This window comes from Brevundimonas sp. NPDC055311 (assembly GCF_053645695.1).
This window is the reverse complement of the sequence record NZ_JBSHMV010000001.1, coordinates 121,761-148,727: the sequence shown is the minus strand read 5'-3', so window position 1 is coordinate 148,727 and position 26,967 is coordinate 121,761. Positions and strand designations below refer to the sequence as shown.

Below are 26,967 nucleotides of genomic sequence, written 5' to 3'. Positions count from 1 at the left end.
ATGGCGTCATGGTCATTCAGGATCTTCCGCCCGAACAACCGGCTGTCGTCGCCGCGCCGCCGCCCGAATGGGATCTGACGGTTGGCGTCATCAACGCCACGGTGCAACTCGACCAGCCGATCAGCGGCAGTCAGAGGAAGGTCGGCACAGGCTTCCTGATCGCCGCGCCTAGACCTGACGGCGCGCCGCGCGTCGTGCTGGTGACGGCGCGGCACGTCCTGGACGTCATGCCGGGTAATGAGGCGCGGATCGGCTGGCGCACGGCCGAGGCCGACGGCGCCTGGAAGTTCACGCCCGGAACCCTGACCATCCGCGACGCGGACGGCGCGCCGCTATGGACCGCCCACCCTGAGCGCGACGTGGCGGTGATGGAGATCACGGCGCCGCCCGCTTTCGCCCAGGCGGCGATCCCGGTCGGCTGGCTGGCGGAAGCTGACGCCTTCGACCGCTGGCGGATGGGGCCGGGCGACGAACTTCTGGCGCTGGGGTATCCGCACGGCCTGTCGGCGAATCGAGCGGGCTTTCCGATCCTGCGCCTGGGCCGGATCAGTTCCTGGCCGCTGACCCCGATCCGGCATTTTCCGATCTTCCTGCTCGATTTCGTGGTGGCCCAGGGCAATTCCGGCGGGCCGGTTTTCTGGACCCCGGCGGCGCGTCGCGTGCCTGGCGCGCCCGTGCCTGACCATCCCTTCATCGCGGGGGTGCTGGTGCAGGAGGTGCAGGGCGGCGGCGAAGGCCTGGACCTCGGCGTTGTGGCTCACGCCGATTATGTGCGCGAGACCATAGCCTTGCTGGATCAGTCGGCGGCCGCACCAGAAGCGCAGTCGAACGCTTCACAATAGCGCCGGCGCATCTCGTTCCTGATCAGAGCCGGGTCTTCCGGGCTGGCCTGTGTGACTTGAGCGTACCAGACATCCCATCCGATGGGTTTCTGGGTCGGCAGATAGTCCAGGCCGTGTCGAGCCAGAACGCGAGCGACCCCCGCGGCGTACAAGGCCTTCTCGGCTTCAAGGTCAGGGTATAGCTCGGCCATCCAGGCGCGTAGAAGCGCTGCCTTCTCAGGCGGCATTTCGTTGACCTTCCAGTCACGGATCGAGCGTTCGGCCGCAGACCGGCTGCCGCCATAGAAGCTGTCGGTAAAGGCTTGGGCGGCCTGGATATGTTCTGGGTCTGGTTCAGGGCCCTCCCACGGTTGACGCAGCGGTTCGTCGCCTTCGGTCAGGATGTCGAAGGGCAGTTCGATCATGAAAGGAACGCCGGCGGGCCGGGCGACGCGCCCGCGGAACACGATCGCCAGCGCCGCTTGCTGGAAACCCATGTCGGCGGGTCTGGCGAACACGGCGCCGCAACGGGTCAAGGCGCCGTCGTCGTTGTTGACGCATTCGAGGGTGACGGTTCCGTTGACTCGCAGATCCTTGGCCATGGGCGGATAATCGTGGCGTTCAACGATGGGATGTGTCTCCGACTGAACAGGCTCCGCCAATAGGGCCAGGCTCGCCAAAAGCGTGATCATCTAAAGGTTTTCCGTGGGTTTTCAGGGCGCGACGCCAGCCGTCGGCCCACAGTCATAACGGGCGCAGTAGCGGCGACGAAGTTCGATCATCGGCTCACGAGGAAAGACATCGCGTCCGGCCTCTCGCAGTTGAGGAGTCCAGGCTTCGCTCCAGTCATCGGGCTGCTTGGGCGGCAAGGCGTCCAACTCGCGAAGAGCAAGGACGCGGGCCATGACCAAGCCCCGCCTTTGGCGCTCTGTTTCCAGGTTGCCGAACAGTTCGGCGATCCAGCCTTCGGTCGTCCGGCGCATCTCGAGCGGCATCCGGTCCAGCCGCCAATGACGTCTAAGGCGAACGACAGGCTCGACGCTGCGTCGGGGGAAACGGCGGCCGCCTTCCATTTGTGCGGCGTTGGGCGTCGGACCGGACCAGGGCGTCGGCGCCTCCGTGTTGAATGGCGGAACGTTGAAGGGCACGCGCACCGTGAACTCGCGTTTTTCAGGCGAGGCGTCGGGTGCGGCGGGCGTTAGCCTTGCGCGCTCGATGATGCGGACCGCGGCTTCTGCGAAGCCCAGCCCGTCCGGACGCGCGCGCATGGCGGTGCAGGCGTTCGGCAGCCCTTCTGGCGTCACCAGGCAGTTTACCTCGACCCAGCCGCCGATGTGCATGGCGGCGGCGAAGGGTGGGAAATCTTCTGGCGTCGGAACAGGGCGCGTGACCCAGGCGACCGGCTCTTCCGTTGTCGCGAAAGAGGCTCCGCTGAAAAAAGCAGCCAGGATAAAACTGGCAACGCCGACCGCTCGATTCATACGAAAACGCCTCCCACGCCTAGGTGGCACGGGAGGCGCTTCACGCTCAAGCCATAGAACGGCGGTCAGCCGGCCAAGGCCTCCACACTCATGCGTTGCAGCAGGTCGCCGCCCTGGCCGACGGCGGCCAGACGGCTGGAGACGTGGCCCAGGACGTTGGCCGCGTAGACTTCATAGAGGTCCAGCTTGCCCTGCAGCCAGGCGGCGTCGCCGTCTCCGGCGTCCAGTTTCGCCTTGGCCGCCAGGGCGCCCTTGGCCAACATCCAGCCGCCGACTACATCGCCCATCAGCCTCAGATAGGCGTCGGCGCCCGCCAGCACGTCGGCCGCGCGGGCGGCGTCCGACTTGGCGTCCAGCAGCCACAGGGTGGCGTCCTCGACCGCCTCGATGGCGGTGGCGAAGCGCTCGACCGGCTTGCCGGAATAGAGGCGGTCGATCTGGGCCAGCGTCGTCTTCATCTCAGCGATCAGGGCCTTGGCCGACTCGCCACCGTCCATCGACAGCTTGCGGCCCACCAGGTCCATCGCTTGAATGCCGTTGGTGCCTTCATAGATCGGCGTGATGCGGGCGTCGCGATAGTATTGGGCCGCGCCGGTTTCCTCGATGAAGCCCATGCCGCCGTGGACCTGAACGCCCATGGAAGCGACCTCGCAGCCGACATCCGTGGACCAGGCCTTGGCGATCGGGGTGAACAGGTCTTCGCGGCCCTTCCAGACCTTGCGATCTTCCTCGGTCGCGGCATGACGGGCCAGGTCGGCGGCGACGCCGGTCGACAGGCAAATGGCGCGGGCGGCGGCGACCTTCGCCTTCATCACCGCCAGCATCCGGCGCACGTCGGGGTGATCGAAGATCGGCGCGTCCTTCTCGCCGGTCCAGACGCTGCGGCCCTGACGGCGTTCCAGCGCATAGGCTAGGGCGTGCTGATAGGCGCGCTCGGCGACGCCCACGCCTTCGACGCCGACGGCCAGACGGGCGGCGTTCATCATGACGAACATATGGGCCAGACCCTGGTTCGGCTGTCCGATCAGTTCGGCGCGGGCGCCCTCATAGCTCATGACGCAGGTGGGGGAGGCGTGGATGCCGAGCTTGTGCTCGACGCCGACCGGACGGAAGGCGTTGCGCTCGCCCAGTGAACCGTCGGCGTTGACTGCGAACTTGGGCGTCAGGAACAGGCTGATGCCCTTCGGCCCCGCAGGGGCGTCGTGCAGGCGAGCCAGCACCAGATGGACGATGTTGTCGGCCGCGTCGTGGTCGCCCCAGGTGATGAAGATCTTCTGGCCGGTCAGGGCGTAGGTCCCGTCGCCGTTGGGAACCGCCGTGGCCGTCAGGGCGCCCAGGTCGGAACCTGCGTGCGGCTCGGTCAGCACCATGGCGCCGGTCCATTCGCCGCTGACCAGCTTGGGCAGATAGGTCGTCTTCTGATGCTCATTGCCCACCTGCTCCAGCGCCTCGATGGAGGCCAGCGACAGCATGGGACACAGGCCGAAGGCCATGTTGGCGGCGTGGACGGTTTCATAGGCCGCCAGCTCCAGCGCCTTGGGCAGGGCCTGCCCGCCGGCCTCGACCGAGGCGGTCAGGCTGGTCCAGCCGCCCGCCGCGAACTGTTGATAGGCGTCGGCGAAACCGGGGGCGGCCGTCACGGCGCCGTTGGCGTATTTGGCGCCCGCCAGATCGCCGGGACGGTTCAGCGGAGCCAGAACCTCTTCCGAAAACTGACCGGCAGCGTCCAGCACGGCCGAGGCGACATCGGCGTCGTAATCGGGAAAGGCGCCGGTCGCCGCCACCTGACCGATTCCGGCCACGGCGTCGAGGGCGAAGGCGATGTCACGGACGGGGGCGCGGTAGCTCATCGGTTATCCTCAGAAAGACGTCGCGCTTCTGTCGGCCGCCGCGCTTCGGGGCGCAAGCCCGCTTGGACTTTGGTCGAGTTTCCGCGCACTCTACGCGCCTGTTTGAACGGCTGACGCCGCGTAAGGAAAGAGCGACCGTGCCCGCCGACCGACCCGCCAGGGGCGACAGCCCCGAAATCGCCGCCGAGGCGTTGAAGACGGGACGCCTGGTCATCCTGCCGACCGAGACGGTCTATGGGCTGGCGGCCGACGCCTCCAACCCCCAGGCGGTGGCGCGTATCTTCGAGGCCAAGGGCAGACCGCGCTTCAATCCCCTGATCGCCCATGTCGCCAATGCGCTGGATGCCGAAGCGATCGCGGTGTTCGACGCGCGCGCGCGGGCCTTGGCCGAAGCCTTCTGGCCGGGGCCGTTGACCATCGTGGCGCCGGTGCGGGATCGCGATCGGGTATGCGACTTGGCGCGGGCGGGGCTGGACAGCGTGGCCGTGCGCGTGCCGGGCCATCCGCGCGCGCGCGCGGTCATCGGCGCCTTCGGCGGGCCGGTCGTCGCGCCATCGGCCAATCGTTCAGGGCGGCCCAGCCCGACGACTTTCGACGACGCCATGGAAGAGACGGGCCATGCCGTGGGCGCGGCGGTTGATGGCGGGCCCTGCGCTGTGGGGGTTGAGAGCACCGTCGTTTCGGTGCTGGACGGGCAGGTGGCTCTGCTGCGTCCCGGTTCCGTCACCCGCGAAGAGATCGAGGCGGTCGCCGGGCCGTTGGCCGAAGGCGGGCAAGGGCATCGCTCGCCGGGCCGCCTGGCTCTCCATTATGCGCCTGACGCGCCGGTGCGCATTGAGGCGGAAGGCGCCAGGGAGGGCGAAATCCTGCTGGGCTTCGGCGCTGGCGTCGGCGACCCACGCTGGAGCCTCAGCCCAAGCGGCGACATCCGGGAGGCGGCGGCCAATCTGTTCCGCCTGTTGCGCGAGGCGGATCGCGCCAAACCCGCCGGGATCGCCGTGTCGTCCATTCCAGCCAAAGGACTGGGCGAGGCGATCAACGACCGTCTGCGCCGTGCGGCGGGCTTCGTCGGCTAGAGGAAGCGCGCCTTCACGTCCACGCTGGACGCCTTGCCGACCTTGGGTAGGCAGTTTTCAAGCCATGTGTCGGCGGCTGTCCGGCCGTGCTGCTTCAGCTCGTTCAGATAGCTCCACTCCGTATCGAATTTGGAATGTAGCGACTGGCCGCCCAGCCATTCGTCGGCTTCGATGACGTGGATGCGGACGCCGCGTCGGCGATCCTCACCGGGTTTCAGCTTGCCCTCGGCGATCAGGTCCTGAACGAAGGCGACGGCCCGCAGTTCGGCGACGAGCGGGGCGTTGAAGACGATCTCATTCAGCCGGTCGTTGATCTCGCCCGCCTCGCGCGGCGCCTCATTACGCTGGAACGGATTGAGCGGCAGCAGCAGGATATCGTCCGGCGTGTCCGTATAGAACAGCGGCCACAACGCGGGGTTGGCCAGATAGCCGCCGTCCCAATAGGGTTCGCCCTCGATCTCCACCGCCTGGAACAACTGGGGCAGGCAGGCCGAGGCCAAGAGCACCTCGGGCGCCATTTCGTCGGATTTGAAGATGCGGGAGCGACCTGCGCGCACCGCCGTCGTCGACACGAACATCTGGATGTCGGAGGCGCGCAGAGCCTCGAAATCCACCGCCGTCTCCAGCACCCGGCGCAGCGGGTTCAGGTTGAAGGGGTTGAAGGAATAGGGGCTCATTGACAGGGCCAAGGTCTGACCCGCCTGCCACATCGGCGTCCCCTTCAGCCATTCGGGCGTCAGGGCCTTGGACCAGACGGCGCTGTCGCCGAAGACGTTGCGGCCGCCGGACTGGTTCACCTCGCGCCACAGGTGGTCCAGCGCCTCGCGCCCGCCCTCGGCTCCGCCGCGTTCCAGTCCGGTGATCAGGGCGGCGGCGTTCATCGCTCCCGCCGAGGCGGCGGTGACGGCGCGCACGTCCAGAACATCAGCTTCCAGCAACCGGTCCAGCACGCCCCACTGAAAGGCGCCGTGAGCTCCGCCGCCCTGCAGGGCCAGACAGACCGGTTTGCGTTTCGCCGCCATCAGCCTCTCCGTCTTTCGAGTCGTGCGGTTGCGGTGAAGCCTATTGAGCCGTCCAGCCGCCGTCGACGGAGAAGTGGGCGCCGTTGGCCGAGGCGCCGAGGTCCGACGCCAGATAGAGGAATATGCCCGCCAGTTCGTCGGTCGTGACGAAACGCTTGGTCGGCTGCGAGCCGAGAATGACGTTCTTCATCACGTCTTCCTCGCTCATGCCGCGGGTGCGCGCCTGGTCCTGGATCTGCTTCGAGACGATCGGCGTCTCGACGAAGCCGGGGCAGATGGCGTTGCAGGTGATGTTGTCCTTCGCCAGCTCCAGCGCCACCGTCTTGGTGAAGCCGATCACCCCGTGCTTAGCGGCGACATAGGCCGACTTGAACGGGCTGGCGACCAGGCCGTGAGCCGAGGCGATGTTGATGATTCGGCCGCGCCCTTGCGCCTTCATGATCGGGATCGCCGCCTTGGTGGCGTAGAAGGTCGAGGACAGGTTGATGGCGATGATCTTTTCCCACGCATCGGCGGGGAAGTTCTCGACGGCCTCGACGTGCTGGATGCCGGCGTTGTTGACCAGGATGTCGAGGCGGCCCAGTTCGCGATGCGCCGTGGCGATCATGTCCTCGATCTGATCCGGCCGGGTCATGTCGGCGGGGTGATAGAGGACGCGCACGCCGGTTTCATCGGCCAGATCGGCGCGCGTCTTCTCGATGGCGTCCGCGTCGCCCAGACCGTTCAGCACCACATCGCCGCCGCACAGGGCCACGGCCCGCGCCAGCGCCAGCCCGATGCCGGAGGTCGAGCCGGAAACGACCGCGACGCGGCCCTTGAGATCGTTCATCGCGAACATGATAGAAAGAACCCGTTGGATAGTGATGCTGCAACGCAACCTAACCGCAGTCGTTCAATCTGGCGATCAGGAATTTCCTTCCCTGATGAATATCCAGTCCGTATCCGTGGACAGGCTCTTGTCGAACCGATAGCCGTCGCGATCGTAAGCCTTCAGGTCATCGACCTTTTCGAGGCGGTTCTCGATGGCGAAGCGGGCCATGCCGCCGCGCGCCTTCTTGGCGTAGAAGGAGATGATGCGGGCCTCGCCGTCCTTCTTTTCCTTGAAGTGCGGGGTCACGACCGGCAGCTTCAGCGCCTTGGCGTCCACCGCGCCGAAATACTCGTGGCTAGCCAGGTTCACCAGGGTGCGTTCAGACAGCTTCTCGGCGTCTTCGTTGAGGCGCAGGGAAATCCGCTCGCCCCAGAAATCATAGAGGGTGGCGCCGCGCTTGGTCTTCAGCCGGACGCCCATCTCCAGGCGGTACGGTTGGATCGCATCCAACGGCCGCAGCAGGCCGTAGAAACCCGACAGGATGCGCAGGTGATCCTGGGCCCAGTTCAGGTCGTCGGTCGAAAGGGTGCGCGCCGACAATCCCTCATAGACATCGCCGGCGAAGGCGAAGACGGCCTGAAGCGCGCCTTCCGACGTTTCGTTGTCGAAGGCCTGGAAACGTTGGTAGTTCAGTTCGGCCAGGGCGTCGGAGATGGACATCAGGCGACGCAGATCGGCCCGGCTGAGCTTCTGCGTCACCTTGGCCAGTTCGGCGGTCTCGTCTGCGCATCGCCGCTGCGTCACGGGGGCGTCGATGGCGGGCGGGTTGAAGTCCAGCTTTTTGGCCGGGGACAGGACGATCAGCAAGACGATCGACTCCCTATGCGTCTCAAGAGCGGGCCTCATAGGCCGCTTCCATGACGTTTTGAACCGCCTGAAACGTCACAGACGGTCGCAAGTCATCAGAAGAGGACCGCCGGATTCATGATGCGCTTGGGATCGAGGGCCTGTCGGATCGCCTGCATGGTCGCGATTTCGAGCGGGGATTTGTATCGCCGCGCCTCATCGGTTTTCAGCCGTCCCAGGCCGTGTTCAGCGGAAATCGACCCGTCGTAACGGGCGACCACATCGTGGACGACTTCTGACCCCTCCATCCAGCGGGCGATGAAGGCCGAGACATCCTCGCCCACGGCGGGGATCACATCATAGTGAAGATTGCCGTCGCCGACGTGGCCGAACACCGACACGCGGCAGCCTGGATGGAAGCGTTCCACCGCGGCCGTCGCCTCGTCGATGAAGTCGGCGATTCGCGATACGGGGACTGACACGTCGTGCTTCCAGCCGCCGCCTTCGGGTTTGAGGGCCGCAGAGTGTTCTTCGCGCAGACGCCAGAACTCGGCCTTCTGGGCGTCGTTCTGGGCGATGGCGGCGTCCACGATCAGCCCTTCCTCGAAAGCGGTTGTCAGCAGCCGCTCCATCGCAGCCTCGGCGCCGTCCGGCTCGCCCGAAGCCAGTTCGATCAGCACATACCAGGGCGGCGTCGATTCCAGCGGTTCGCGCGTGTCGGGGATGTTTTTCAGCACCAGGCTCATGCCCAGCCGCTTCATCAGCTCGAACGCCTCGACTCCGCCGCCGGTCTCGGCCTTGGCGCGAGCCAGAAGAACCACAGCGTCGTGGTGGCTCTCCAGGCCGACGATGGCCGTGGCGCGGCTGCGCATGATCGGAAACAGCTTCAGCGTCGCCGCCGTGACGACGCCCAGGGTGCCTTCGGCGCCGATGAAGAGCTGCTTCAGATCATAGCCGGTGTTGTCCTTGCGCAGCCGCTTCAGGCCGTTGAACACCTGACCGTCGGGCATGACGGCCTCGATGCCCAGCACCAGATCGCGCATCATGCCGTAGCGCAGAACCGCCGTACCGCCCGCGTTGGTCGAGATGACGCCGCCGATGGTGGCCGAGCCCTCGGCCGCGAGGCTGAGGGGGAAGAAGCGGTCCTTCTCCTTGGCCAGTTCCTGCGCCTCCAGCAGGGTCACGCCCGCCTCGACGGTCATGGCGTCGTCCAGGGGCGTCACGTCGCGCACGGTCCGCAGCTTGCGCGTGGACAGCAGGACCTCGCCATAGGGAATCTGGCCGCCAACCAGGCCGGTGCCGCCGCCCTGCGTCACCACGGCGACGCCGTGTCGGGCGCAGATTTCGACGGCGCGGGCGACCTCCTCGGTCGTGCGCGGCTGGAGCAGAAGCGGCGTCTCGCCCGTCCAGCGGCCGCGCCATTCGGTCAGCCACGGCGCCATTTCGGCGGCGTCCTGGGTCCAGGCGCCGGGCAGGGCGGCTTTGAGTTCAGCGAGCGATTCTGGCGTCGGGAGGGTCATATCGGCCTTGTGGCAAAAGGCGCGCCGTGGTGGAAGCGCAAAACCTTGCCTTCTGGCGGTCAATTCAAGGGCAAAACATGATTCCGACGCCGGCTGTGGGCGTGGTGTGCCTGAAAGGCGATGATGTGCTGCTGATCCGTCGCGGCACGCCGCCGCGCGTGGGGGAATGGAGTCTGCCCGGCGGGCGTCTGGAGCCGGGCGAACGTCTGGCTGACGCAGCCCTGCGCGAACTGCGGGAGGAAACCGGCGTCGAGGCGGAATTGATCGGTTTGGTCGATGTGGTGGACGGGCTCTTTCCGGAGGCGGGGCGACATTACGTTCTGATCGACTATGCGGCCCGGTGGCTGTCTGGCGCGCCAGTCGCGGGCGACGATGCGGCCGAGGCGGCCTTCTTTCCGTTCGAGACCGCCCTGGCCAAGGTGGACTGGGAAGAGACGCGCCGCATTATCGGGATCGCACGCACGATGGCTGACGCGGATGTCATGCTGACGGAACCGGATTCTGTAGCGCGCCGTCGTCGGGGCGGTTAAGCTCTCCTTCCAACTGGAGGGCCTTATGAATTTTTCGCTGATATTCTTTGTGATGTTCGCGGTCTTCGCGCTCATCTTCCTGTTCAGCGTGATCAAAATCGTGCCGCAAGGCCGTGAATTCACGGTGGAACGGTTCGGCAAATACACCAAGACCCTGACGCCGGGCATCCACATCCTGACTCCGTTCGTCGAGCGTATCGGCCGTCGCATGAACATGATGGAGCAGGTGCTGGACGTGCCGACCCAGGAGGTCATCACCCGCGACAACGCCATGGTGAAGGTCGACGGCATCGTCTTCATCCAGGTGATGGACGCGGCCAAGGCGGCCTATCGCGTCGACGACCTGACCTACGCCATCGCCCAACTGTGCATGACCAACCTGCGGACCGTGGTCGGCTCGATGGAGCTGGACGAGGTGCTGAGCCAGCGCGACAGCATCAACACCCGCCTGCTGCACGTCATCGACGCCGCGACCGAGCCGTGGGGCATCAAGGCCAACCGCATCGAGATCAAGGATCTGACGCCGCCGGTCGACATCACCAACGCCATGGCCCGTCAGATGAAGGCCGAGCGCGAGCGTCGCGCCGTCATCACCGAGGCGGACGGCGAGAAGCAGGCCGCCATCGCCCGCGCCGAGGGCGCCAAGCAGGCCGCGATCCTGGAAGCCGAGGGCCGGCGCGAAGCCGCGTTCCGCGACGCCGAGGCCCGCGAACGTGAAGCCGAGGCCGAGGCCAAGGCCACCGCCATGGTGTCGGAGGCCATCGCCCGTGGCGACGTCAACGCCATCAACTACTTCGTGGCCCAGAAGTATGTGGAGGCCTTCGCCGAACTGGCGCGCAGCCCGCAACAGAAGACGGTCATCGTGCCGTCGGAAATGGGCGCCCTGGTCGGCACCATCGCCGGCGTCGGCGAATTGGTCGGCCTGGCCAAGGAGCAGCAGCAGGTCCGCACGGACGCGCGTCAGGCTGCGCCGCGCGCCGCGCAGCGTCGTTCGGGCGGCGCCGTGCCGACGACGGAGTAGGCCATGGATTGGTTCGTCTCCCTCTACGCCGCCCAGCCGTTCTGGCTATGGCTGGCGGTCGGCGTGGTCCTGCTGGGGATCGAGGCTACGGCTTCGACCGAGTGGCTGTTGTGGCCGGCGGTGTCGGCGGGGCTGACAGCCCTGCTGTCGGCGCTGGCGCCGCAACTGGGCCTGCCGGTCGAGATCGGCGTCTTCGCCGCGTTGACCGTGGCGTCCACCGTCCTGTCGCGTCGTCTGATCAAGCGGGTGAACCCCAAGGATCAGCCCGACATCAATGATCGCGACATCCGTCTGGTCGGCGAACGCGCCCGCGTGGTCGAAGCCTTCGTCGGCGGTCGCGGCCGGGTCTTCGTGTCCGGCTCGGAATGGCCGGCTGAAATCGAGGGCGCCTCGCCCCTGGCGGGCGAGAGCGTCATCATCGAATCAGTATCCGGTCCTCTGCTGAAGGTGCGGGCGGTCTAGCGCCCGCGCATCTCCGCCACCCCGCGATTGGCCAGGCCGTCGGCGCGTTCGTTCAGGGCATGACCGGCGTGGCCTTTGACCCAGTGCCATTTCACCTCGTGGCGGCTGCGGGCTTCGTCCAGGCGCCGCCACAGGTCCTCGTTCTTGACCGGTTTCTTGTCGGCCGTCTTCCAGCCGCGCGCCTTCCAGCCGCGAATCCACTCGGTCACGCCCTGCATGACGTATTTGCTGTCGGTGTGCAGGTCGACGCGGCAGGGGCGCTTCAGCGCCTCCAGGGCCATGATCGCCGCCATCAGCTCCATGCGGTTGTTGGTTGTCAGGGGCTCGCCGCCCCAGAGTTCCTTTTCGTGCCCGCCGGCGGTTTGCAGGATCGCCCCCCAGCCGCCGGGGCCGGGATTGCCCTTGCAGGCGCCGTCGGTATGGATGATGACGTGATCGTTGAGACTCATGGCCGCGATGCGTACAGCGTCCCTTGGCGCGTCGCCATCACTCAGCCTATATGACGCACAACAATCAGTTGGTGGGGCCGCGTCTCGGTGAGTCCCCTTGAGGAGGTATCGCCATGGGCTCCATGAGCATCTGGCACTGGGCCATCGTCGTCGTCGTCGTGCTGGTCCTTTTCGGCGGCCGCGGCAAGCTGTCGGGCATTATGGGCGACGCCGCCAAGGGTATTCGCGCCTTCAAGGACGGCCTGAAGGACGACACGGACGCCAAGGGCAAGGAAGCCCCGGGCGCCTTGCCGCGCACCGAGGCCGAAAAAGAAGAACTGAACCGCTGATCCTCGCCGAAAGACGCTGAATCATGGGTGGTCTTGGCCCCGGAATCGGCGGGTTCGAAATCCTTGTCATCGGTCTGGTGGCCCTGCTTGTCGTGGGGCCAAAGGACTTGCCTGTGCTGATGCGCAAGGTCGGCCAGTTCGTCGCGAAGGCGCGCGGCATGGCCAATGAATTCCGCGCCAGCTTCGACGAGATGGCGCGCCAGTCCGAGTTGGACGACCTGCGCAAGGAGGTCGAGGCGCTGCGATCGGGGCAGGGGATGTACGCTCTCGGCGCCGAGGCGGACGAAGCCTTCAAGGATATCCGCAAGGAGCTGGAGGCGCCGATCGAGACGCTGGCCGTCGCCACGTCCGCCGCAACCAAGACGGACGAGGCGGCCCAAACCGTGGCCACGGGCGTCGACGAGTGGCCGGATACGGCGGCGGCGCCTGCCGTCCTGAATCCTGAGCCCAAGCCCGTTCCAAAACCGCGCGCCAAGAAGGCGAGCGCCGCTTCTGCGGACGGCGGCGCCAAGGCCAGGACGCGAAAGACGGCCGCAAAGCCTGACGCTAAGACATCCTCGCTGAAACCGCCGGCTTCACGGCCCAAGGTCGCGCGTACCAAGAAGGTCGATCTATGAGCCGCGCCGACCACGATGAAGCCGAGATCGAGGCTTCGCGCGCGCCCCTGATGGATCACCTGATCGAGCTGCGTTCGCGGCTGATGATCTGCGTGGTCGCCTTCATCATCGCCTTCATCGGCTGTTTCGCCTTTTCGGAGACGCTCTACCTGTTCCTGGTGAAGCCCTATGTGGTTTCGGCCGCCTTTCATCAGACGGTAGGCGCGCACGGCCATGTGTCGCCGTTCAACCTGATCCTGGGCACCGCCGGTCTGATCCCGGTGCCGGACGTGGACCACAACAGCGTGCGCCTGATCTACACCGCGCCGCTGGAGATCCTGTTCACCAAGATGAAGCTGGCGGGCCTGGGCGCCGTCATCGTGGCCTTCCCGGTTCTGGCCTGGCAGCTGTACCGCTTCGTCGCGCCGGGCCTTTACCGCAACGAGAAGGGCGCCTTCCTGCCTTTCCTGATCGCAGCGCCGGTGCTGTTCCTGCTGGGCGCGGCGCTGGTCTATTACGTCATGCTGCCCTTCGTGATGTGGTTCTCGCTGAGCCAGCAGATCATCGGCGAAGGCGTGGCGGCTGAATTGTTGCCCAAGGTGTCGGATTATCTGAACCTGGTGACGGCGCTGATCCTGGCCTTCGGCCTGTGCTTCCAGTTGCCGGTCGTGATGACTCTGCTGGGTCTGGCGGGCCTGATCAACAGCCAGATGATGGCCAAGGGCCGTCGATACGCCATCGTCGCCGTGGTCGTGGTCGCCGCCGTGGTGACGCCGCCCGATCCGATCAGCCAACTGATGCTGGCGGTGCCGATGGTCCTGCTCTACGAGGTCTCCATCTGGTGCGTCCGCATCATCGAGCTGCGCCGCAAGAAGGCCGATCAGGCCGAGGGACTGACGGCCTGATCCATGGAGCGGTGAGGCGATCCGGACGCTGACAAGCATCTTGAGGTCGCTTCATGTCCCATACCGCCCCGGACCGGCACTGGTCCAAGGTTGAGCTGCTGCACGAGACGGTCGCCAACCCGAACATCCACATCAAGGGCCGGCGCAGCTACTACAGCAACGCCTGGAGCGGCTCCTTCGAGGAAAGCGTCGTCCGCTATCTCTATGGCGATGCGTACAGCCTCAAGGCGTGGACGCCGCAGTGGCCGATCGACCAACTGTTCATCGGCGATTGCGTCTGCATCGGCGCAGAGGCGGTGATCCTGCTGGGCGGCAACCATACGCACCGAACAGACTGGTTCAGCCTCTACCCCTTCGCAGAGGTCATCCTCGACGCCTATCAGGGCAAGGGCGACACCGTCATCAAGGACGGCGCCTGGATTGGGATGCGCGCCATGATCATGCCCGGCGTGACGATCGGCGAGGGCGCTGTCGTCGCCTCAGGAGCCATCGTCACCAAGGACGTGGCGCCTTACGCCATCGTGGCGGGCAATCCAGCGGTTCCGATCCGCAAGCGGTTCCCGGACGCCGTGATCGAGGCTCTGCTGGCGCTCGACGTCTATGGCTGGTCCGAAAGGAAGTTCGAGGCCTTGCGCCCCCTGTTGTGTGCTGACGACATTGAGGCTCTGATCGAAGCGTCTGCCCGCTACGACCAAGCGTAAGAAAAAGCCCCGGCGGCGAACCGTCCGGGGCTTCTGCATCAGGCTGATCCGAGGATCAGCAGCTATAGTACATGTCGAACTCGACCGGGTGCGGGTGCAACTGCAGCCGGGCGACTTCCTGTTGCTTCAGCTCGATGTAGGCGTCGATGAAGTCGTCATCCATGACGCCGCCCTTCTTGAGGAAGGCGCGGTCGGCGTCGAGGGCGTCCAGGGCTTCCCGCAGCGAACCGGCGACCTCCGGGATCGAGTGACGCTCTTCCGGCGGCAGGTCGTACAGGTTCTTGTCGGCGGCCGCGCCGGGATCGATGCGGTTCTCGATGCCGTCCAGGCCCGCCATCAGCAGCGCGACGAACGTCAGATAGGGGTTGCCCATCGGATCGGGGAAGCGGGCCTCGATACGCTTGGCCTTGGGCGACGAGACATGCGGGATGCGGATCGAGGCCGAACGGTTGCTGGCGGAATAGGCCAGCTTCACCGGCGCCTCATAGCCGGGCACCAGACGCTTGTAGGAGTTGGTGGTCGAGTTGGCGAAGGCGTTGATCGCCTTGGCGTGCTTGATGATGCCGCCGATGTACCACAGACATTCCTGCGACAGGCCGGCGTACTTGTCGCCGGCGAACTGAGGCTTGCCGTCCTTCCAGATCGACATGTGGACGTGCATGCCCGAGCCGTTGTCGCCGAACATCGGCTTGGCCATGAAGGTCGCCGACTTGCCATAGGCGTGGGCCACATTGTGGATCACGTACTTATACAGCTGCATCCGGTCGGCCATGGTCAGCAGGTCGCTGAACTTCAGGCCCAGCTCGTGCTGCGCGGGGGCGACCTCGTGGTGGTGCTTTTCCGGATCCAGGCCCAGGTCCTTCATGACCGCCAGCATCTCGCCGCGCAGGTCCTGACCCGAGTCGACCGGATTGACCGGGAAATAGCCGCCCTTGGCGCCCGGGCGGTGCCCCAGGTTGCCCTCGGCGTATTCGGCACCGGTGTTGGCGGGCAACTCGGTCGAGTCGAAGCTGTAGCGAGTGTCGTGCGCGGCCGTGCTCCAGCGCACGTCGTCGAAGACGAAGAACTCGGCTTCGGGGCCGAAGTAGACGGTGTCGCCCACGCCCGACGATTGGACGTAGGCCAGGGCCTTCTTGGCCATGGAGCGGCTGTCCCGGTTGTAGGGCTCGGCCGTGTCGGGGCTCAGCACGTCGCAGAACAGGAACAGCGTCGTCTGCTGATAGAAGGGATCGATGAAGGCTGTCGCCAGGTCGGGCTTCAACAGCATGTCGGACTCATTGATGGTCTTCCAGCCGGAGATAGAGGAACCGTCGAACATGGTGCCTTCTTCGAGGAAATCCTCATCGACCATGCCGATGTCGAAGGTCACGTGATGGACCCGCCCACGCGTGTCGGTGAAACGGAGATCGACGTACTGGACGTCCTTGTCCTTGATGTCTTGCAGGATCTTTTGGGCGGCGCTCATGGGGAGGAGGTCCTGTGGCTGGAGAATTGAAATCGGCCGCCCCGAGAGGCGGCCGTTGGTCTAGATGGCCTGGGCGCCGGTTTCACCGGTGCGAATGCGGATGACGTCTTCAAGGGTGGTGATGAAGATTTTGCCATCCCCGATCTTGCCGGTGCGGGCGGCGTTTTGAATCGTCTCGACCACGGCGGGGGCCAGGTCATCCGACACCACGACCTCGATCTTGATCTTGGGCAGGAAGTCGATGACGTACTCGGCGCCGCGATAGAGTTCCGAATGGCCTTTCTGGCGGCCGTATCCCTTGGCCTCCAGCACGGTCATGCCCTGCACTCCGATATCCTGGAGAGCGTCTTTTACTTCATCCAGCTTGAATGGCTTGATGACGGCTTCGATCTTCTTCATGGCGGATCCCGAGGCGGCTCCTTGTTTGGTCCGACGCTCGGGCGGTAAAGGGACATTGCATCGCACAATTTGGCAAGCGATTTTCGTACCCAGAGGCCATCCGTGAACGGAAATCCACATGAAGTTCGGTAACACCCCTTCGGAATGGCGCCATCTGCTCCCTCAGCCGGGGCTGCAGAGCCATAAACACGCGCGTGGGCGGCTGGGCGTCGTCTCGGGCGGCCCCTTGTCCACCGGCGCGGCTCGGCTATCGGCCAGGGCCGGGCTGAGGATCGGCGCGGGTCTGGTCAAGGTCTTCTGCCCGCCGGACGCGGCTGCGGTTCTGGCGCCCACGCTGGAGGCGGTGATGCTGGCCAGTTTCGCGACACCGGACCAGCTTCAGATCATGGCCGACCCGATGGACGCCGTCGTGATCGGCCCGGCCGCCGGGTTGCACGAGAGCACGGCGCTGAACCTGGCGGCTCTGGCGCGTACGGGCGCGGCCCTGGTGGTCGATGCGGACGCGCTGACGCTGTTTCGCGACAGGCCTGAGCAGTTGTTCGCCTGGCTGGACCGAGACGACGTCCTGACGCCTCATGAAGGCGAATTCGAGCGGCTGTTTCCCGGCCTGCTGGAGAGACAGGGACGGGAAGGCGCGGCGCACGAGGCGGCGCGGCTAGCAGGCGCGATCATCGTGCTGAAGGGCGCCGCGACGGTCATCGCTGCGCCTGACGGCCGCCTGGCGGTCAATGGCGACGGCTCCCCCTGGCTGGCGACGGCGGGCAGCGGCGATGTGCTGGCCGGGATGATCGGGGGGCTGATCGCCCAGCACATGGACAGCTTCGACGCGGCGCGGGCGGCGGTGTGGATGCATTCGGAGGCCGCGCGACGCTTTGGACCGGGGCTGATCTCCGAGGATCTGCCGCAAGGGCTTCCGGCGGTCCTGGCTGATCTTATGAACGGCTGAAAAGTCTGGTGCGGATGAGAGGACTCGAACCTCCACGCCTCTCGGCGCCAGAACCTAAATCTGGTGCGTCTACCAGTTCCGCCACATCCGCATAGGTTCGCCGGAGGCTGTAGGCGAGGGCGGCGGTTTCGGCAATCCCGCGCGAGCATGAAAAAAGGCCCCGGATCGCTCCGGGGCCTTTCTCATTATTTGGCCTATCGCGCTCCGCGATGCCTGAGGCCGAAGGACCGACCGGGATCAGTCCTTCTTGTTGTCGACGCCGTGGCCGAAGGCTTCCGACGCTGCTTCCAGCGCGGTGTCCTCGGTGATGTCGATGCCCTTGGCCAGCTTGGAGTGCCAGAAGCCGTAGGCGGCGTAGATGACGGCGCCGATCGCCGCGTAGCCGCCCAGCAGCATCAGCGGCAGGGGGTTGTCCTCTGCAGCGTGCTGGAACATCGGAATCAGGTTCTGGCTGGCCAGGAACAGGCAGGCGCAGATCCCCAGGAAGGCCGTGACCATGCCGCCCGGAACGCGGAAGGGACGTTCCATCTCCGGATGCTTGATGCGCAGGACGATCACCGACAGGCAGACGATTGCGAAGGCCGTGGCCGTGCCCAGCGACACCAGGTCGCCCAGGATCGAGATCGGCAGGAAGGCCGCCGCGATAGCGATCAGGATGCCCAGGACGATGGTGCCGATCCAGGGCGTGCGGAACTTCGGATGCACGCGCGAGAACGCTTTAGGCAGAAGGCCGTCGCGGGCCATGGTGTAGAAGACGCGGGTCTGGCCGTAGCACAGCACCAGCATGACCGAGGACAGGCCGGTGATCGCGCCGATCTTGATCAGGAAGGCGACCAAGTTCAGTTGCCCGCCCGGCGCGGCCGCCAGCGGCACATTGGCCCATTCCAGACCCATACGGTCGATGGCGACGGCGATCGGAGCCGGCGAGGCCAGCTCAAGATAGGGCACGACGCCGGTCATTACGGCGGCGACGCACATGTAGATCAGGGTGCAGACGAACAGGGCGCCCAGGATGCCGATCGGCACGTCCTTGGACGGGTTCTTGGCTTCGGCGGCGGCGGTCGAAACCGCCTCGAAGCCGACGTAGGCGAAGAAGATGATCGCTGCGCCGCGGAAGATGCCGCCGACGCCGAACTGACCGGCCTGGCCCGTCGGCTCGGGAATGAAGGGGACCCAGTTGTCTGGATTGATATACTGGATGCCCACCGCGATGAAGGTCAGCAGGACGACGATCTTGATGACGACGATGGCGTTGTTGATGTTCGCCGATTCCGACACCCCGAGGACCAGCAGGCCGCAAACCGCGGCGATGCCGACGGCCGCGACCAGGTTGAAAGTGCCCGTCATCGGGAAGGAAGCGCCAGCTTCGGACTGCACCAACTGGACCAGCGGAGTCGCCCATTGGGGACCTTCGCCGCCTGGATAGCTTATCGCTGGGAACAGGCTGGCGCTCAGGCCGAAGTCGCTCATGATCGACACGACATAGCCGGACCAGCCCACGGCGACCGTGGACGCCGCCACGCCATACTCCAGCACCAGCAGCCAACCCATGACCCAGGCGAAGACTTCGCCGAGCGTGCCATAGGCGTAGGTGTAGGCCGAACCGGAGACCGGCATGGTGGACGCCAGTTCGGCGTAACAGAGGCCCGCCAGGCCGCAGGCGATGCCGGCGACGACGAACGACAGCATGATGGCCGGACCGGCGTTGGCCGAAGCCACCTGACCCGTCAGCACGAAGATGCCCGCGCCGATGATGGCGCCGATGCCCAGGCTCATCAGATTGAGCGGACCGAGGGTCCGTTTCAGCTCGCTCTTGGCGGCTTCCTTCTGAATCTGGGCGATGGATTTTTTAAGAAATAGCCGGTTTCCGGCAGGCTTTACGCCGTCTGCAGACATGCAGGTGCGCCCCCAACATTTATGCGACGACCCCTCCCGGGTCGCCTTCTTGGGCGGGGACGCTAGCCATCTGAGGGCCTCGGCGCAACGCGGTTTACGAAGGATGACGCGCCGACGACGCTTTCGTGACCTAGGCCGAAGGCGCTACAGCCCGTGTCATGTTGCCGATTCACGCCGTTCTGGAGGCCCTCAAGGCCGCCCTGGCTCAGACCTCTGCGGTCGTGCTGGCCGCGCCGCCGGGCGCGGGCAAGACGACGGTCGTGCCTCTGGCGTTGCTGGATCAGCCGTGGCTGGGCGGCGGCAGGATTCTGGTGCTGGAGCCGCGACGACTGGCCGCGCGCGCCGCCGCCGACCGCATGGCAGCCAGCCTGGGCCAGAAAGCGGGAGGAACCGTCGGATACCGCACTCGCCTGCAAAGCCGGATCGGCCCGGACACCCGAATCGAGGTGGTGACTGAGGGCGTCTTCACGCGGATGATCCTGGACGATCCGGGGCTGGAAGGCGTCGGCGCCGTCCTGTTCGACGAATTCCACGAACGCAGTCTGGACGCTGATCTGGGGTTGGCGCTGGCGCGTGACAGCCAGACCGTGCTGCGCGAGGATCTGCGCCTGTTGGTCATGTCAGCGACGCTCGACATCGCGGGCGTGTCCAAGCTGTTGGACGGCGCCCCCGTCATCGAGGCCGATGGGCGGATGTTCCCGGTCGAGACCCGCTATCTGGGCCGCAACCCGGTTGAACGATTCGAGGACGCCATGGCCAAGGCCGTGGTTCAGGCCCTGCATGACGAGACCGGCTCGGTCCTGGCCTTCCTGCCGGGGCAGGGGGAGATTCACCGCACGGTCCAGCGCCTGAAAGAGCGGCTGCGTGATCCGTCGGTCGACGTGGTCGCCCTGTATGGCGCGCTGGACAAGGGCGAGCAGGACCGGGCCATCGAGCCCGCCGCACATGGTCGCCGCAAGGTGGTGTTGGCGACCTCGGTGGCCGAGACCAGCCTGACGATTGAGGGGGTGCGCGTCGTCATCGACGGCGGCCTGTCGCGCGTGCCGCGTTTCGAGCCGTCCAGCGGCCTGACCCGCCTGGCCACCGTCAAGGTCAGCAGATCCTCGGCGGAGCAGCGGCGCGGCCGGGCGGGGCGTGTCGAGCCCGGCGTCTGTTACCGCCTGTGGGACGAGGAGCAGACGCGTGGTCTGGTGGCGCATCAGCGGCCTGAGATTCAGGAGGCGGACCTGACCGCGTTCGCCCTCGATCTGGCGCGCTGGGGGGCGAAGTCGGTGGAAGGGTTGGCCCTGCTGGATCCGCCACCCGCCGGAGCGATGGCGGAGGCGCGCAAGGCGCTCGCCCGTCTCGGGGCGCTGGACGTCAAGGGCGATCTGACGGCGCATGGTCGACGCCTGACTCGCATCCCCTTGGCGCCGCGCCTGGCGCATATGGCGGCCGTCGCCTCGGATCAGGGCGATGCGCTTGGCGGAGCGAGGATCGCGGCGGTGCTCAGCGAGCCGGACCTGGGCGGAAACGGGGTCGATCTGCTCGACCGGCTCAAGGGGCTGGAGCGGGACCGTTCGCCGCGTGGACGCGATGCGATGAAGCTGGCCGAGCGCTGGGCGAGGGCCGCAGGCGCAGGGCGGGACGGGGAGGTCGATGCAGGGCTGCTGCTGGCTGAGGCTTTTCCCGAACGCATCGCCCGCGCCAGGGGCAAGTCGGGCGAGCTGTTGCTGGCCTCGGGGCGCGGCGCCTTCATCGAACCCACGGATCATCTGGCGCGCGAGGCCTGGCTGGCCGTAGCGGAACTGGGCGGCGGAGACACGCGTGATCGCGTCCGTCTGGCGGCGGCGCTGGACGCGGCGACGCTGGAGCGTAACCTGGCGCATCTGATCGAGGTCGAGGATCGGTTGACGCGCGAGCCGTCAGGCAAGCCGGTGATCCGCCGCATTCGCCGCATCGGCGCCCTTGTGCTGGATGAAAAGATCGTCGGCGCGCCGGACCGGGCGACCATGACGGCGGCGCTGAAGGCGGAGATCGAGACGGACGGCCTCGGCGTCCTGAACTGGGGCGAACAGGCGAAGGCGCTGCGGGCGCGCCTGGCTTTCCTGCGGGGGCTGGATGAGGCTTGGCCTGATGTTTCGGACGAAAGTCTGCTGGCGTCGCGCGAGGACTGGCTGTGGCCGCTGCTGGACGGGGCGCGGTCGTTGGCCGACATCAGCGACGGTCGGCTGGCGGAGGCTCTGCGCGGCCTGATCCCCTGGGACCTGCAGCGCAAGCTGGATGATCTGGCGCCCACGCGCCTGACCACGCCGCTGGGTAGCGCAAGCATCGACTATGCCGCCGAGGGCGGGCCGCGCGTCGAAATCCGCGTGCAGGAGCTGTTCGGAGTGAAGGCCCATCCGACCGTCGGCGGCGGGCGTGCGCCCCTGACACTCAGCCTGCTGTCGCCAGCCCGACGGCCGGTTCAGGTGACCAAGGACCTGCCGGGTTTCTGGGCTGGATCGTGGTCGGCGGTGCGTAGCGAGATGCGCGGCCGCTATCCGCGCCACCCATGGCCGGAAGACCCGGCCAATGCGACAGCCACCAGCAGGGCCAAGCCGCGCGGAACCTGATCGTCCGCTTGACGTCTGACGGCGGCGCGCCGCAATGATCGTGCGTCAACCGTAAGGATTTCGCGTGACCGACGCCGCTGTTTCACCGCCGTCCGCCTCCAAGCGACGCGTTCTGTTTGCCAGCCTGATCGGCACGACGATCGAGTTCTACGACTTCTACATCTACGCCACGGCGGCGGTGCTGGTCTTTCCAGATCTGTTCTTCCCCGGCGGCGACCGGATGACGGCCATGCTGGCCTCGTTCGCCACCTTCTCCATCGCCTTCTTCGCCCGGCCGGTCGGCGCTGTCGTCTTCGGCCATTTCGGCGACCGGGTGGGACGCAAGGCGACCTTGGTGGCGGCCCTGATGACCATGGGCCTGTCGACCATCGCCATCGGCCTGTTGCCGACCTGGCATTCGGTCGGGGTTATGGCGCCCCTGCTGCTGGCCCTGTGTCGGTTCGGTCAGGGCTTGGGCTTGGGCGGCGAATGGGGCGGGGCGGTCTTGCTGGCGACCGAGAACGCTCCGCCGGGCAAGAAGGCCTGGTTCGGCATGTTCCCGCAACTGGGCGCGCCGATCGGCTTCATCCTGTCGACGCTGTCCTTCATCGTTCTGGGTCAGCTGATGAGCGAGGGCCAGTTCATGGCCTGGGGATGGCGCACCCCCTTCATCGCCAGCGCCCTGCTGGTCATCGTCGGCCTGTGGATGCGGCTGAAGATCACCGAGACGCCCGAGTTCAAGCGCGCCATCGATCGCGCCGAACGGGTCCAGGCTCCCGCCCTGACCCTCGTCGCGCATCACAAGTTCGCCTTGCTGACCGGGACTCTGGCCGGGCTGGCGACCTTCGTCCTGTTCTATCTGATGACCGTTTTCGCTCTGGGCTGGGGCACGACCAGCATGGGCTATACGCGCGAGCAGTTCCTGCCGATCCAGTTGCTGGGCGTCTGCTTCTTCGGCCTGTTCATTCCGCTGGCGGCTTTGGCGGCGGATCGTTGGGGGCAGGGCAGGACGCTGCTCGTGACAACCGTCGCCATCGCCCTGTTCGGCCTGATCCTCGCGCCCCTGTTCGGCAGCGGCGGGATGGTCGGCGTGGTCGCCTTCTTCATCATCGGCTTTAGCCTGATGGGCTGCGCCTATGGGCCGCTGGGCGCGGCGCTGGCGCGACCCTTCCCGACGACGGTGCGCTACACCGGCGCGTCGATGACCTTCAATCTGGCCGGTATTCTGGGAGCCTCGTTGGCGCCCTACGCCGCGACGTGGTTGGCGGGTCATTACGGCCTGCAGGCGGTCGGAATCTATCTGACGGTCGCGGCCCTGCTGACGGTCCTGGCCCTGATCGGCATGGGCCGCATCAAGACCGAGGGCGAGGCCTAGAGACTGGAGCCGTAGGCCGCATCGGTCACGGCATAGACCATGACCCCCGTCGCGACAGCCAGGTTCAGGCTGTCGGCGCGGCCGCGCATCGGGATCTTGACGTTCAGGTCGCAGGCGGCGGCCAGTTCATCGGTCAGACCCGCCTGTTCGTTGCCCATCATGATGATGGCGGGGTGGCGCACAGGGCTGTCGCGATAGCCGTGCGTGGCGTCCAGGCGGGTGCCGATGACGCTGCCCGGCCATTTGGCGCGCCAGGCCAGGAACTCTTCGCGCGACGCCTTGCTGATGGTCACGGCGAAGACCGAGCCCATGGTGGCGCGCACGGCCTCGACAGAGAAGGGATCGACGCAATCGCCGATCAGGATGACGCCGCCGCAACCAGCCGAGTCCGCCGTGCGGATGATGGTGCCCAGATTACCCGGATCGCGCACCTGCTCCAGCGCCACCCAGCAGGGCTTGGCGTCAGGCTGGATGGCGTCTAGCGGCGTATAGACCTGTTCGAACACCCCCAGCACCGTCTGCGGATTGTCGCGGCGGCTGATCTTTTCGAGGATGGCGTGGGTGACGACGATGATCTGGCCGCCGCTTTTCAGCGTCTCGGCCTTGGCGCGGTCAAGCAGAGGATGAGGCCGGGCGTCCTGACCGACCAACAGCATGACGGGCGCGCGACCCTGATCCAGCGCCTCGCCGATGAACTTCAGTCCCTCAGCCAGGAAGCGGCCGGTGGCTTCGCGTTCCTTGCGCATGTGTAGGGCGCGGACGGCCTTGATGGTGTCGTTGGTCAGGGAGGTGATGAGGCGTTCGGTCATCAGGCGCTCCACCTTGCGAAGAAGGACAGGCCGATGGCGCGGGCGTCCTTACCGTCTTCGGACAACGCCAATTCGCCCCAGTCGATGCGGCCGCCGCGATCCTGCGTCGCCTCGGCCATCATATGCGCCAGCGACAGGCCGGAAATCCGCGCCGCATAGGCGTTGAGCAGCAGGAAGGAGGCGTCGTCGGACAGCAGGGCGGCGCAGTCCTTGAGCAGGTCCGGCATATCCTCGAACAGGCGCCAGACCTCGCCATTGGCGCCGCGCCCGTACTTCGGCGGGTCGAGGATGATGCCGTCATACTGGCTGCCGCGCCGCACTTCGCGAGCCACGAATTTGCGGGCGTCCTCGACGATCCAGCGGATGGGACGATCAGCCAGACCTGACAGTTCGGCGTTTTCGCGGGCGTAGGTCACGGACTTCTTCGAGGCGTCGACGTGGGTGACGTGCGCGCCTGCCGCCGAACAGGCCAGGCTGGCGACGCCGGTATAGCCGAACAGGTTCAGGATCTTCGGCTGCTTCAAGGTGCGGACGCGAGCGTCCAGCCATTCCCAGTTGGCCGCCTGTTCGGGGAAGAAGGCCAGGTGCCGGAACGGGGTGAAACGCCCCATGAAGCGCACGTCGCGCCATTGCAGGGGAAAGGCGTCGATCGGACCGTGCTGGTCGAAGCGCCAGCGGCCGGAGTCCTCTTCCTCCTGCTGCGGGTCGAACATGGCGTTGGCGCGCTCGAAGGCGCTTTCGTCATGGGCCTTCCAGAAGCATTGCGGCTCGGGGCGCACCACGGTGTAGCGGCCGTAGCGCTCCAACTTGCGGCCGTCGCCGCTGTCCAGAAGGGCGTAGTCCGACCACCCCCGCGTGACGAGGGTTTCGGGCGTGGGGGAAAGAACCGGAGCCATGGGCGCTGATTAGGCGCTCAGGCGGCCGCTCGTCCAGCGTCTGCGCCGTCGATCGCGCTTATCTCTGGATCGGGCTCCGCATGATGGGGCGTCTTGTCCCAGTGATGAGGTTCCAAGATCAGCCGGATGACGGCATGGGCGAAGGCCAGGCTGAGCAGGCACCAATAGGCGAGCGAGGCTGCCATATCGCCCAGGCCATAGGCGCCGCCCGCCTGTCGCGCTCCTCGATGCTTCAAAAGCCATGCGGCGGCGATGCCCGACACAAGCACGACGCTGCCTTGCGGCGAGAAATGAGGCAGGCCTCCGGCTACGAGGGCGGTCAGGGCCACGCAGAACACCCAGGCGGCGCAGACGGCGTGGATGGCGGCGGACGCAACGCCGGCGCCAACCGTCGCGGCCAGCGCGGTCCAGCCTCTCCAGCCCATCCCTTCCGCATAACGCGTATGAACGGCCAGGGTCTGCAGATAGCCCTTCAGCCAACGCGTGCGTTGCGGAAGCCAGAGACGCAGGGGGCCTGGCGGAGGCTCGTAGGTCGGTCTCTCGATGACTCCCAGCCGATAGCCGGCGCGCCAGATTCGAAAGCCCAGGTCCGCGTCCTCGGTGACGTTCCAGGCGTCCCAACCTCCCAGTGCTCGCAGCACCGGGACGCGGAAATGGTTGCTGGTGCCGCCTAGTGGAAAGGGCAGGCCGAGGCGGCTCATGGCCGGCAGGGTGACTTCGAACAGGGCGGCGTATTCGGCCGCGAATTGTCGGTCAAGGAAGGGGCTGGCGCTGCCCTTGCCCCGGCGTCGAATGCGAAGCGGCGCCTGAAGGCAAGCCAGGCCTTCTCCCTCTTGGCTGAACCGCGCCGCCGCCTCACGCAGTTGGAACGGATCCGGATCATCCTCGGCGTCATAGATGGTGATGAGGTCGCCGGTGCAGCGGGACAGGGCGTGGTTCAGCGCGCGAGGCTTGGTCTTCGGCGCGCCCGGCGGCACGATCAGAACCTGAAGCCAGTCGGGACGGGCCAGATCCTGCGCCGCCCTGATCGTCTCGACGTCGTCGGCCTCCAGCGCCAGATAGCCCTCAAGCCGGTCGCTGGGATAGTCGATCTCGGAAAGCCGCTCGATCAACTGCGGCAGGATGGCGGTCTCCTGATACAGGGCGGCCACAACGGTGTAGCGCGGCCATTGATCCGGCGGTTGGGGCGACGCCTCAGGCTGCCTCCAACCCCGGCTGGTCCAGAGCAGGAAGAATCTCCAGGCGGCCAGGCTCATGAAGCCGATCTGCAGGCCCAGCAACACGGCCGAACCGGATACCGGCGCAAGGGCGGCGGCGACCAGACCGCTGGCGAGGAACAAGGCCAAGCTCGCGGCCTGACCAAGCGTCAGCGTGATGCGCGCGGACCTTAGAGCATCGCCGTCCGCTGGAACGATCGTCCCCCTTCGCATTCTCGCCCTCCCTGATAGATATCAAGGTTATATTTACAAGGCTGTAAAGTGAAATATTTGGCCTGAACGGGCATTTGCGGCTATCACGGCGCAATCACAGGAGTTCCAGGTTGGGGAGCACTCAAGTGTCGGTCGCACCTGCCGCATCGTCGCGTTCGACCCGCAAGCCCAAGGGCGAAGGGCACGAGCGCCGCGCGGAAATTCTGGCGGCGGCGGAGGGCATTTTCGTCGAGCAGGGCTATGAGGGCGCCACCATCCGCAAGATCGCGGATGAAGTGGGGCTGTCGTCGACCGCCCTCTACATGCACTTCGCGGACAAGGGCGAGATTCTCAATGAGATCTGCCGCAACGCCTTCGACACCCTGGCCGAGGAGCACCGTCGAACCCTGGCGGAAGACGCGCCGCCGCTTGCTCGGTTGCGTCGGATCATCGAGAACTACATGGCGTTCGGTTTCGCCAATCCCAACGCCTATCGCCTCGCCTATCTGACGCCGCCGGTGCAGACGCGCCACGGTGCCGAGACCGTGGCTCAACAGAGCGGCGCGGAGCTGTTCAGGGCTTTCGTCAGCGTGGTGGAAGAGGCGGTCGATCAGGGCGCGTTGCGAGGCGAGCCGCGCACTCTGGCGCAAGTCATCTGGGCCAGCGCCCATGGCCTGGTCTCTATCATGACGACCAAGCCTTACTTCGACTGGGCGGACCGCGAGACGCTGGTTCGCACGCAGATGGACGCCCTGTTCGCGGGACTGACCGCCTCGTGA

27 protein-coding genes and 1 tRNA gene are annotated in these 26,967 nt (G+C 66.3%); 13 read left to right on the top strand and 15 right to left on the bottom strand.

Annotated elements, in window-relative coordinates:
* Positions 1–8: 8 nt before the first annotated feature.
* The gene (locus ACWIDZ_RS00725; protein WP_453988606.1) at positions 9–842 is read left to right on the top strand and encodes a trypsin-like serine peptidase; all 834 of its coding nucleotides are present in this window, start codon (positions 9–11) and stop codon (positions 840–842) included.
* On the opposite strand, the gene ACWIDZ_RS00720 is transcribed toward ACWIDZ_RS00725, so the two are convergent.
* The 3 genes from ACWIDZ_RS00720 to ACWIDZ_RS00710 form a co-directional block, all read right to left on the bottom strand.
* Positions 797–1,513, bottom strand: coding sequence for an energy transducer TonB (locus ACWIDZ_RS00720; RefSeq protein WP_453988607.1), 717 nt, complete (start codon positions 1,511–1,513; stop codon positions 797–799). The genes ACWIDZ_RS00725 and ACWIDZ_RS00720 overlap by 46 nt on opposite strands.
* 21 nt (positions 1,514–1,534) lie before the next feature.
* Entirely contained in the window at positions 1,535–2,302 is a 768-nt protein-coding gene (locus tag ACWIDZ_RS00715) for an energy transducer TonB (protein ID WP_453988608.1), read from the bottom strand.
* A gap of 65 nt (positions 2,303–2,367) precedes the next feature.
* Entirely contained in the window at positions 2,368–4,152 is a 1,785-nt protein-coding gene (locus tag ACWIDZ_RS00710; protein ID WP_453988609.1) for an acyl-CoA dehydrogenase, read from the bottom strand.
* A 137-nt stretch (positions 4,153–4,289) separates the two neighbouring features.
* Here ACWIDZ_RS00710 and ACWIDZ_RS00705 point away from each other — a divergent pair, with 137 nt between their 5' ends.
* Positions 4,290–5,228: an L-threonylcarbamoyladenylate synthase gene (locus tag ACWIDZ_RS00705; protein ID WP_453988610.1), complete on the top strand. Its 939-nt coding sequence runs from the start codon at positions 4,290–4,292 to the stop codon at positions 5,226–5,228.
* Here ACWIDZ_RS00705 and ACWIDZ_RS00700 read toward each other — a convergent pair.
* The 4 genes from ACWIDZ_RS00700 to ACWIDZ_RS00685 form a co-directional block, all read right to left on the bottom strand.
* Positions 5,225–6,250: a patatin-like phospholipase family protein gene (locus ACWIDZ_RS00700; RefSeq protein ID WP_453988612.1), complete on the bottom strand. Its 1,026-nt coding sequence runs from the start codon at positions 6,248–6,250 to the stop codon at positions 5,225–5,227. The two genes, ACWIDZ_RS00705 and ACWIDZ_RS00700, sit on opposite strands and share 4 nt — an antisense overlap.
* 40 nt (positions 6,251–6,290) lie before the next feature.
* Positions 6,291–7,088 carry a 3-hydroxybutyrate dehydrogenase gene (locus tag ACWIDZ_RS00695; protein WP_453988613.1) on the bottom strand — a complete coding sequence of 266 codons (798 nt, stop codon included), beginning with the start codon at positions 7,086–7,088 and terminating at the stop codon, positions 6,291–6,293.
* A gap of 66 nt (positions 7,089–7,154) precedes the next feature.
* Positions 7,155–7,928: a peroxide stress protein YaaA gene (yaaA, locus tag ACWIDZ_RS00690; protein WP_453988614.1), complete on the bottom strand. Its 774-nt coding sequence runs from the start codon at positions 7,926–7,928 to the stop codon at positions 7,155–7,157.
* A 95-nt stretch (positions 7,929–8,023) separates the two neighbouring features.
* The gene (locus tag ACWIDZ_RS00685) at positions 8,024–9,427 is read right to left on the bottom strand and encodes an FAD-binding oxidoreductase (RefSeq protein WP_453988616.1); all 1,404 of its coding nucleotides are present in this window, start codon (positions 9,425–9,427) and stop codon (positions 8,024–8,026) included.
* Positions 9,428–9,504: 77 nt separating this feature from the next.
* Between ACWIDZ_RS00685 and ACWIDZ_RS00680 the strand changes: the two genes are divergently transcribed.
* From ACWIDZ_RS00680 to ACWIDZ_RS00670, 3 genes are read left to right on the top strand one after another with little or no spacing between them, the layout of a single operon-like run.
* Positions 9,505–9,957 carry an NUDIX hydrolase gene (locus ACWIDZ_RS00680; protein ID WP_291774990.1) on the top strand — a complete coding sequence of 151 codons (453 nt, stop codon included), beginning with the start codon at positions 9,505–9,507 and terminating at the stop codon, positions 9,955–9,957.
* Between the two features lie 52 nt (positions 9,958–10,009).
* On the top strand, positions 10,010–10,978 hold the full coding sequence (locus ACWIDZ_RS00675; protein ID WP_434735051.1) for an SPFH domain-containing protein: 969 nt from the start codon (positions 10,010–10,012) through the stop codon (positions 10,976–10,978).
* Positions 10,979–10,981: 3 nt separating this feature from the next.
* Complete coding sequence (locus tag ACWIDZ_RS00670; RefSeq protein WP_291774997.1) at positions 10,982–11,440, top strand: NfeD family protein; 459 nt, start codon at positions 10,982–10,984, stop codon at positions 11,438–11,440.
* Here ACWIDZ_RS00670 and rnhA read toward each other — a convergent pair.
* Positions 11,437–11,889, bottom strand: coding sequence for a ribonuclease HI (rnhA, locus tag ACWIDZ_RS00665; protein WP_291775001.1), 453 nt, complete (start codon positions 11,887–11,889; stop codon positions 11,437–11,439). The genes ACWIDZ_RS00670 and rnhA overlap by 4 nt on opposite strands.
* Positions 11,890–12,002: 113 nt before the next feature.
* Between rnhA and ACWIDZ_RS00660 the strand changes: the two genes are divergently transcribed.
* Genes ACWIDZ_RS00660 through ACWIDZ_RS00645 form a run of 4 tightly spaced genes read left to right on the top strand, consistent with a single transcriptional unit; the run spans position 12,003 to position 14,420 of the window.
* On the top strand, positions 12,003–12,218 hold the full coding sequence (locus ACWIDZ_RS00660; RefSeq protein WP_003166998.1) for a twin-arginine translocase TatA/TatE family subunit: 216 nt from the start codon (positions 12,003–12,005) through the stop codon (positions 12,216–12,218).
* Positions 12,219–12,241: 23 nt separating this feature from the next.
* Positions 12,242–12,835: a Sec-independent protein translocase protein TatB gene (tatB, locus tag ACWIDZ_RS00655; protein WP_453988618.1), complete on the top strand. Its 594-nt coding sequence runs from the start codon at positions 12,242–12,244 to the stop codon at positions 12,833–12,835.
* Entirely contained in the window at positions 12,832–13,719 is an 888-nt protein-coding gene (gene tatC / locus ACWIDZ_RS00650) for a twin-arginine translocase subunit TatC (protein ID WP_338574818.1), read from the top strand. Before tatB ends, tatC begins: the two co-directional genes overlap by 4 nt.
* Positions 13,720–13,772: 53 nt before the next feature.
* Entirely contained in the window at positions 13,773–14,420 is a 648-nt protein-coding gene (locus ACWIDZ_RS00645) for a CatB-related O-acetyltransferase (RefSeq protein WP_312217847.1), read from the top strand.
* A gap of 55 nt (positions 14,421–14,475) precedes the next feature.
* Here the strand turns inward: ACWIDZ_RS00645 and glnA are convergent, their stop codons facing one another.
* Together glnA and ACWIDZ_RS00635 are read right to left on the bottom strand one after the other, a co-directional pair.
* The gene (gene glnA / locus ACWIDZ_RS00640; protein WP_291775014.1) at positions 14,476–15,885 is read right to left on the bottom strand and encodes a type I glutamate--ammonia ligase; all 1,410 of its coding nucleotides are present in this window, start codon (positions 15,883–15,885) and stop codon (positions 14,476–14,478) included.
* Positions 15,886–15,945: 60 nt separating this feature from the next.
* Positions 15,946–16,284, bottom strand: a complete 339-nt coding sequence (locus ACWIDZ_RS00635) for a P-II family nitrogen regulator (RefSeq protein ID WP_121482972.1) — start codon at positions 16,282–16,284, stop codon at positions 15,946–15,948.
* Positions 16,285–16,402: 118 nt separating this feature from the next.
* Here ACWIDZ_RS00635 and ACWIDZ_RS00630 point away from each other — a divergent pair, with 118 nt between their 5' ends.
* Positions 16,403–17,230, top strand: coding sequence for an NAD(P)H-hydrate dehydratase (locus ACWIDZ_RS00630; RefSeq protein WP_453988619.1), 828 nt, complete (start codon positions 16,403–16,405; stop codon positions 17,228–17,230).
* Positions 17,231–17,236: 6 nt separating this feature from the next.
* Here ACWIDZ_RS00630 and ACWIDZ_RS00625 read toward each other — a convergent pair.
* Positions 17,237–17,321 (bottom strand) — tRNA-Leu (locus tag ACWIDZ_RS00625).
* A gap of 146 nt (positions 17,322–17,467) precedes the next feature.
* On the bottom strand, positions 17,468–19,126 hold the full coding sequence (locus tag ACWIDZ_RS00620) for an amino acid permease (protein WP_453988620.1): 1,659 nt from the start codon (positions 19,124–19,126) through the stop codon (positions 17,468–17,470).
* A 158-nt stretch (positions 19,127–19,284) separates the two neighbouring features.
* Here ACWIDZ_RS00620 and hrpB point away from each other — a divergent pair, with 158 nt between their 5' ends.
* Together hrpB and ACWIDZ_RS00610 are read left to right on the top strand one after the other, a co-directional pair.
* Entirely contained in the window at positions 19,285–21,720 is a 2,436-nt protein-coding gene (gene hrpB / locus ACWIDZ_RS00615; RefSeq protein ID WP_453988621.1) for an ATP-dependent helicase HrpB, read from the top strand.
* 64 nt (positions 21,721–21,784) lie between these two features.
* Positions 21,785–23,074 (top strand): MFS transporter, encoded by a 1,290-nt coding sequence (locus tag ACWIDZ_RS00610; protein WP_453988622.1) that lies wholly within the window; start codon positions 21,785–21,787, stop codon positions 23,072–23,074.
* Here ACWIDZ_RS00610 and ACWIDZ_RS00605 read toward each other — a convergent pair.
* From ACWIDZ_RS00605 to ACWIDZ_RS00595, 3 genes are read right to left on the bottom strand one after another with little or no spacing between them, the layout of a single operon-like run.
* Positions 23,071–23,883: a TrmH family RNA methyltransferase gene (locus ACWIDZ_RS00605; protein WP_453988623.1), complete on the bottom strand. Its 813-nt coding sequence runs from the start codon at positions 23,881–23,883 to the stop codon at positions 23,071–23,073. The two genes, ACWIDZ_RS00610 and ACWIDZ_RS00605, sit on opposite strands and share 4 nt — an antisense overlap.
* A complete protein-coding gene (locus ACWIDZ_RS00600) occupies positions 23,883–24,779 on the bottom strand; it encodes a class I SAM-dependent methyltransferase (protein WP_453988624.1) in 897 nt (298 codons plus the stop codon). Before ACWIDZ_RS00600 ends, ACWIDZ_RS00605 begins: the two co-directional genes overlap by 1 nt.
* Before the next feature lie 17 nt (positions 24,780–24,796).
* A complete protein-coding gene (locus ACWIDZ_RS00595) occupies positions 24,797–26,125 on the bottom strand; it encodes a glycosyltransferase family 2 protein (protein ID WP_453988625.1) in 1,329 nt (442 codons plus the stop codon).
* A gap of 209 nt (positions 26,126–26,334) precedes the next feature.
* On the opposite strand from ACWIDZ_RS00595, the gene ACWIDZ_RS00590 reads away from it, so the two are divergent.
* Entirely contained in the window at positions 26,335–26,967 is a 633-nt protein-coding gene (locus ACWIDZ_RS00590; RefSeq protein WP_291775039.1) for a TetR/AcrR family transcriptional regulator, read from the top strand.

Coding starts and splice junctions, on each gene's coding strand:
- ACWIDZ_RS00670 (WP_291774997.1), top strand. CDS start 10,982: ATGGATTGGTTCGTCTCCCTCTACGCCGCCCAGCCGTTCTGGCTATGG.
- ACWIDZ_RS00645 (WP_312217847.1), top strand. CDS start 13,773: ATGTCCCATACCGCCCCGGACCGGCACTGGTCCAAGGTTGAGCTGCTG.
- ACWIDZ_RS00635 (WP_121482972.1), bottom strand. CDS start 16,284: ATGAAGAAGATCGAAGCCGTCATCAAGCCATTCAAGCTGGATGAAGTA.
- ACWIDZ_RS00685 (WP_453988616.1), bottom strand. CDS start 9,427: ATGACCCTCCCGACGCCAGAATCGCTCGCTGAACTCAAAGCCGCCCTG.
- glnA (WP_291775014.1), bottom strand. CDS start 15,885: ATGAGCGCCGCCCAAAAGATCCTGCAAGACATCAAGGACAAGGACGTC.
- ACWIDZ_RS00675 (WP_434735051.1), top strand. CDS start 10,010: ATGTTCGCGGTCTTCGCGCTCATCTTCCTGTTCAGCGTGATCAAAATC.
- ACWIDZ_RS00725 (WP_453988606.1), top strand. CDS start 9: ATGGTCATTCAGGATCTTCCGCCCGAACAACCGGCTGTCGTCGCCGCG.
- ACWIDZ_RS00660 (WP_003166998.1), top strand. CDS start 12,003: ATGGGCTCCATGAGCATCTGGCACTGGGCCATCGTCGTCGTCGTCGTG.
- hrpB (WP_453988621.1), top strand. CDS start 19,285: ATGTTGCCGATTCACGCCGTTCTGGAGGCCCTCAAGGCCGCCCTGGCT.
- rnhA (WP_291775001.1), bottom strand. CDS start 11,889: ATGAGTCTCAACGATCACGTCATCATCCATACCGACGGCGCCTGCAAG.
- ACWIDZ_RS00715 (WP_453988608.1), bottom strand. CDS start 2,302: ATGAATCGAGCGGTCGGCGTTGCCAGTTTTATCCTGGCTGCTTTTTTC.
- ACWIDZ_RS00720 (WP_453988607.1), bottom strand. CDS start 1,513: ATGATCACGCTTTTGGCGAGCCTGGCCCTATTGGCGGAGCCTGTTCAG.
- ACWIDZ_RS00680 (WP_291774990.1), top strand. CDS start 9,505: ATGATTCCGACGCCGGCTGTGGGCGTGGTGTGCCTGAAAGGCGATGAT.
- ACWIDZ_RS00600 (WP_453988624.1), bottom strand. CDS start 24,779: ATGGCTCCGGTTCTTTCCCCCACGCCCGAAACCCTCGTCACGCGGGGG.
- ACWIDZ_RS00605 (WP_453988623.1), bottom strand. CDS start 23,883: ATGACCGAACGCCTCATCACCTCCCTGACCAACGACACCATCAAGGCC.
- ACWIDZ_RS00630 (WP_453988619.1), top strand. CDS start 16,403: ATGAAGTTCGGTAACACCCCTTCGGAATGGCGCCATCTGCTCCCTCAG.
- ACWIDZ_RS00695 (WP_453988613.1), bottom strand. CDS start 7,088: ATGTTCGCGATGAACGATCTCAAGGGCCGCGTCGCGGTCGTTTCCGGC.
- ACWIDZ_RS00710 (WP_453988609.1), bottom strand. CDS start 4,152: ATGAGCTACCGCGCCCCCGTCCGTGACATCGCCTTCGCCCTCGACGCC.
- tatC (WP_338574818.1), top strand. CDS start 12,832: ATGAGCCGCGCCGACCACGATGAAGCCGAGATCGAGGCTTCGCGCGCG.
- ACWIDZ_RS00620 (WP_453988620.1), bottom strand. CDS start 19,126: ATGTCTGCAGACGGCGTAAAGCCTGCCGGAAACCGGCTATTTCTTAAA.
- ACWIDZ_RS00700 (WP_453988612.1), bottom strand. CDS start 6,250: ATGGCGGCGAAACGCAAACCGGTCTGTCTGGCCCTGCAGGGCGGCGGA.
- tatB (WP_453988618.1), top strand. CDS start 12,242: ATGGGTGGTCTTGGCCCCGGAATCGGCGGGTTCGAAATCCTTGTCATC.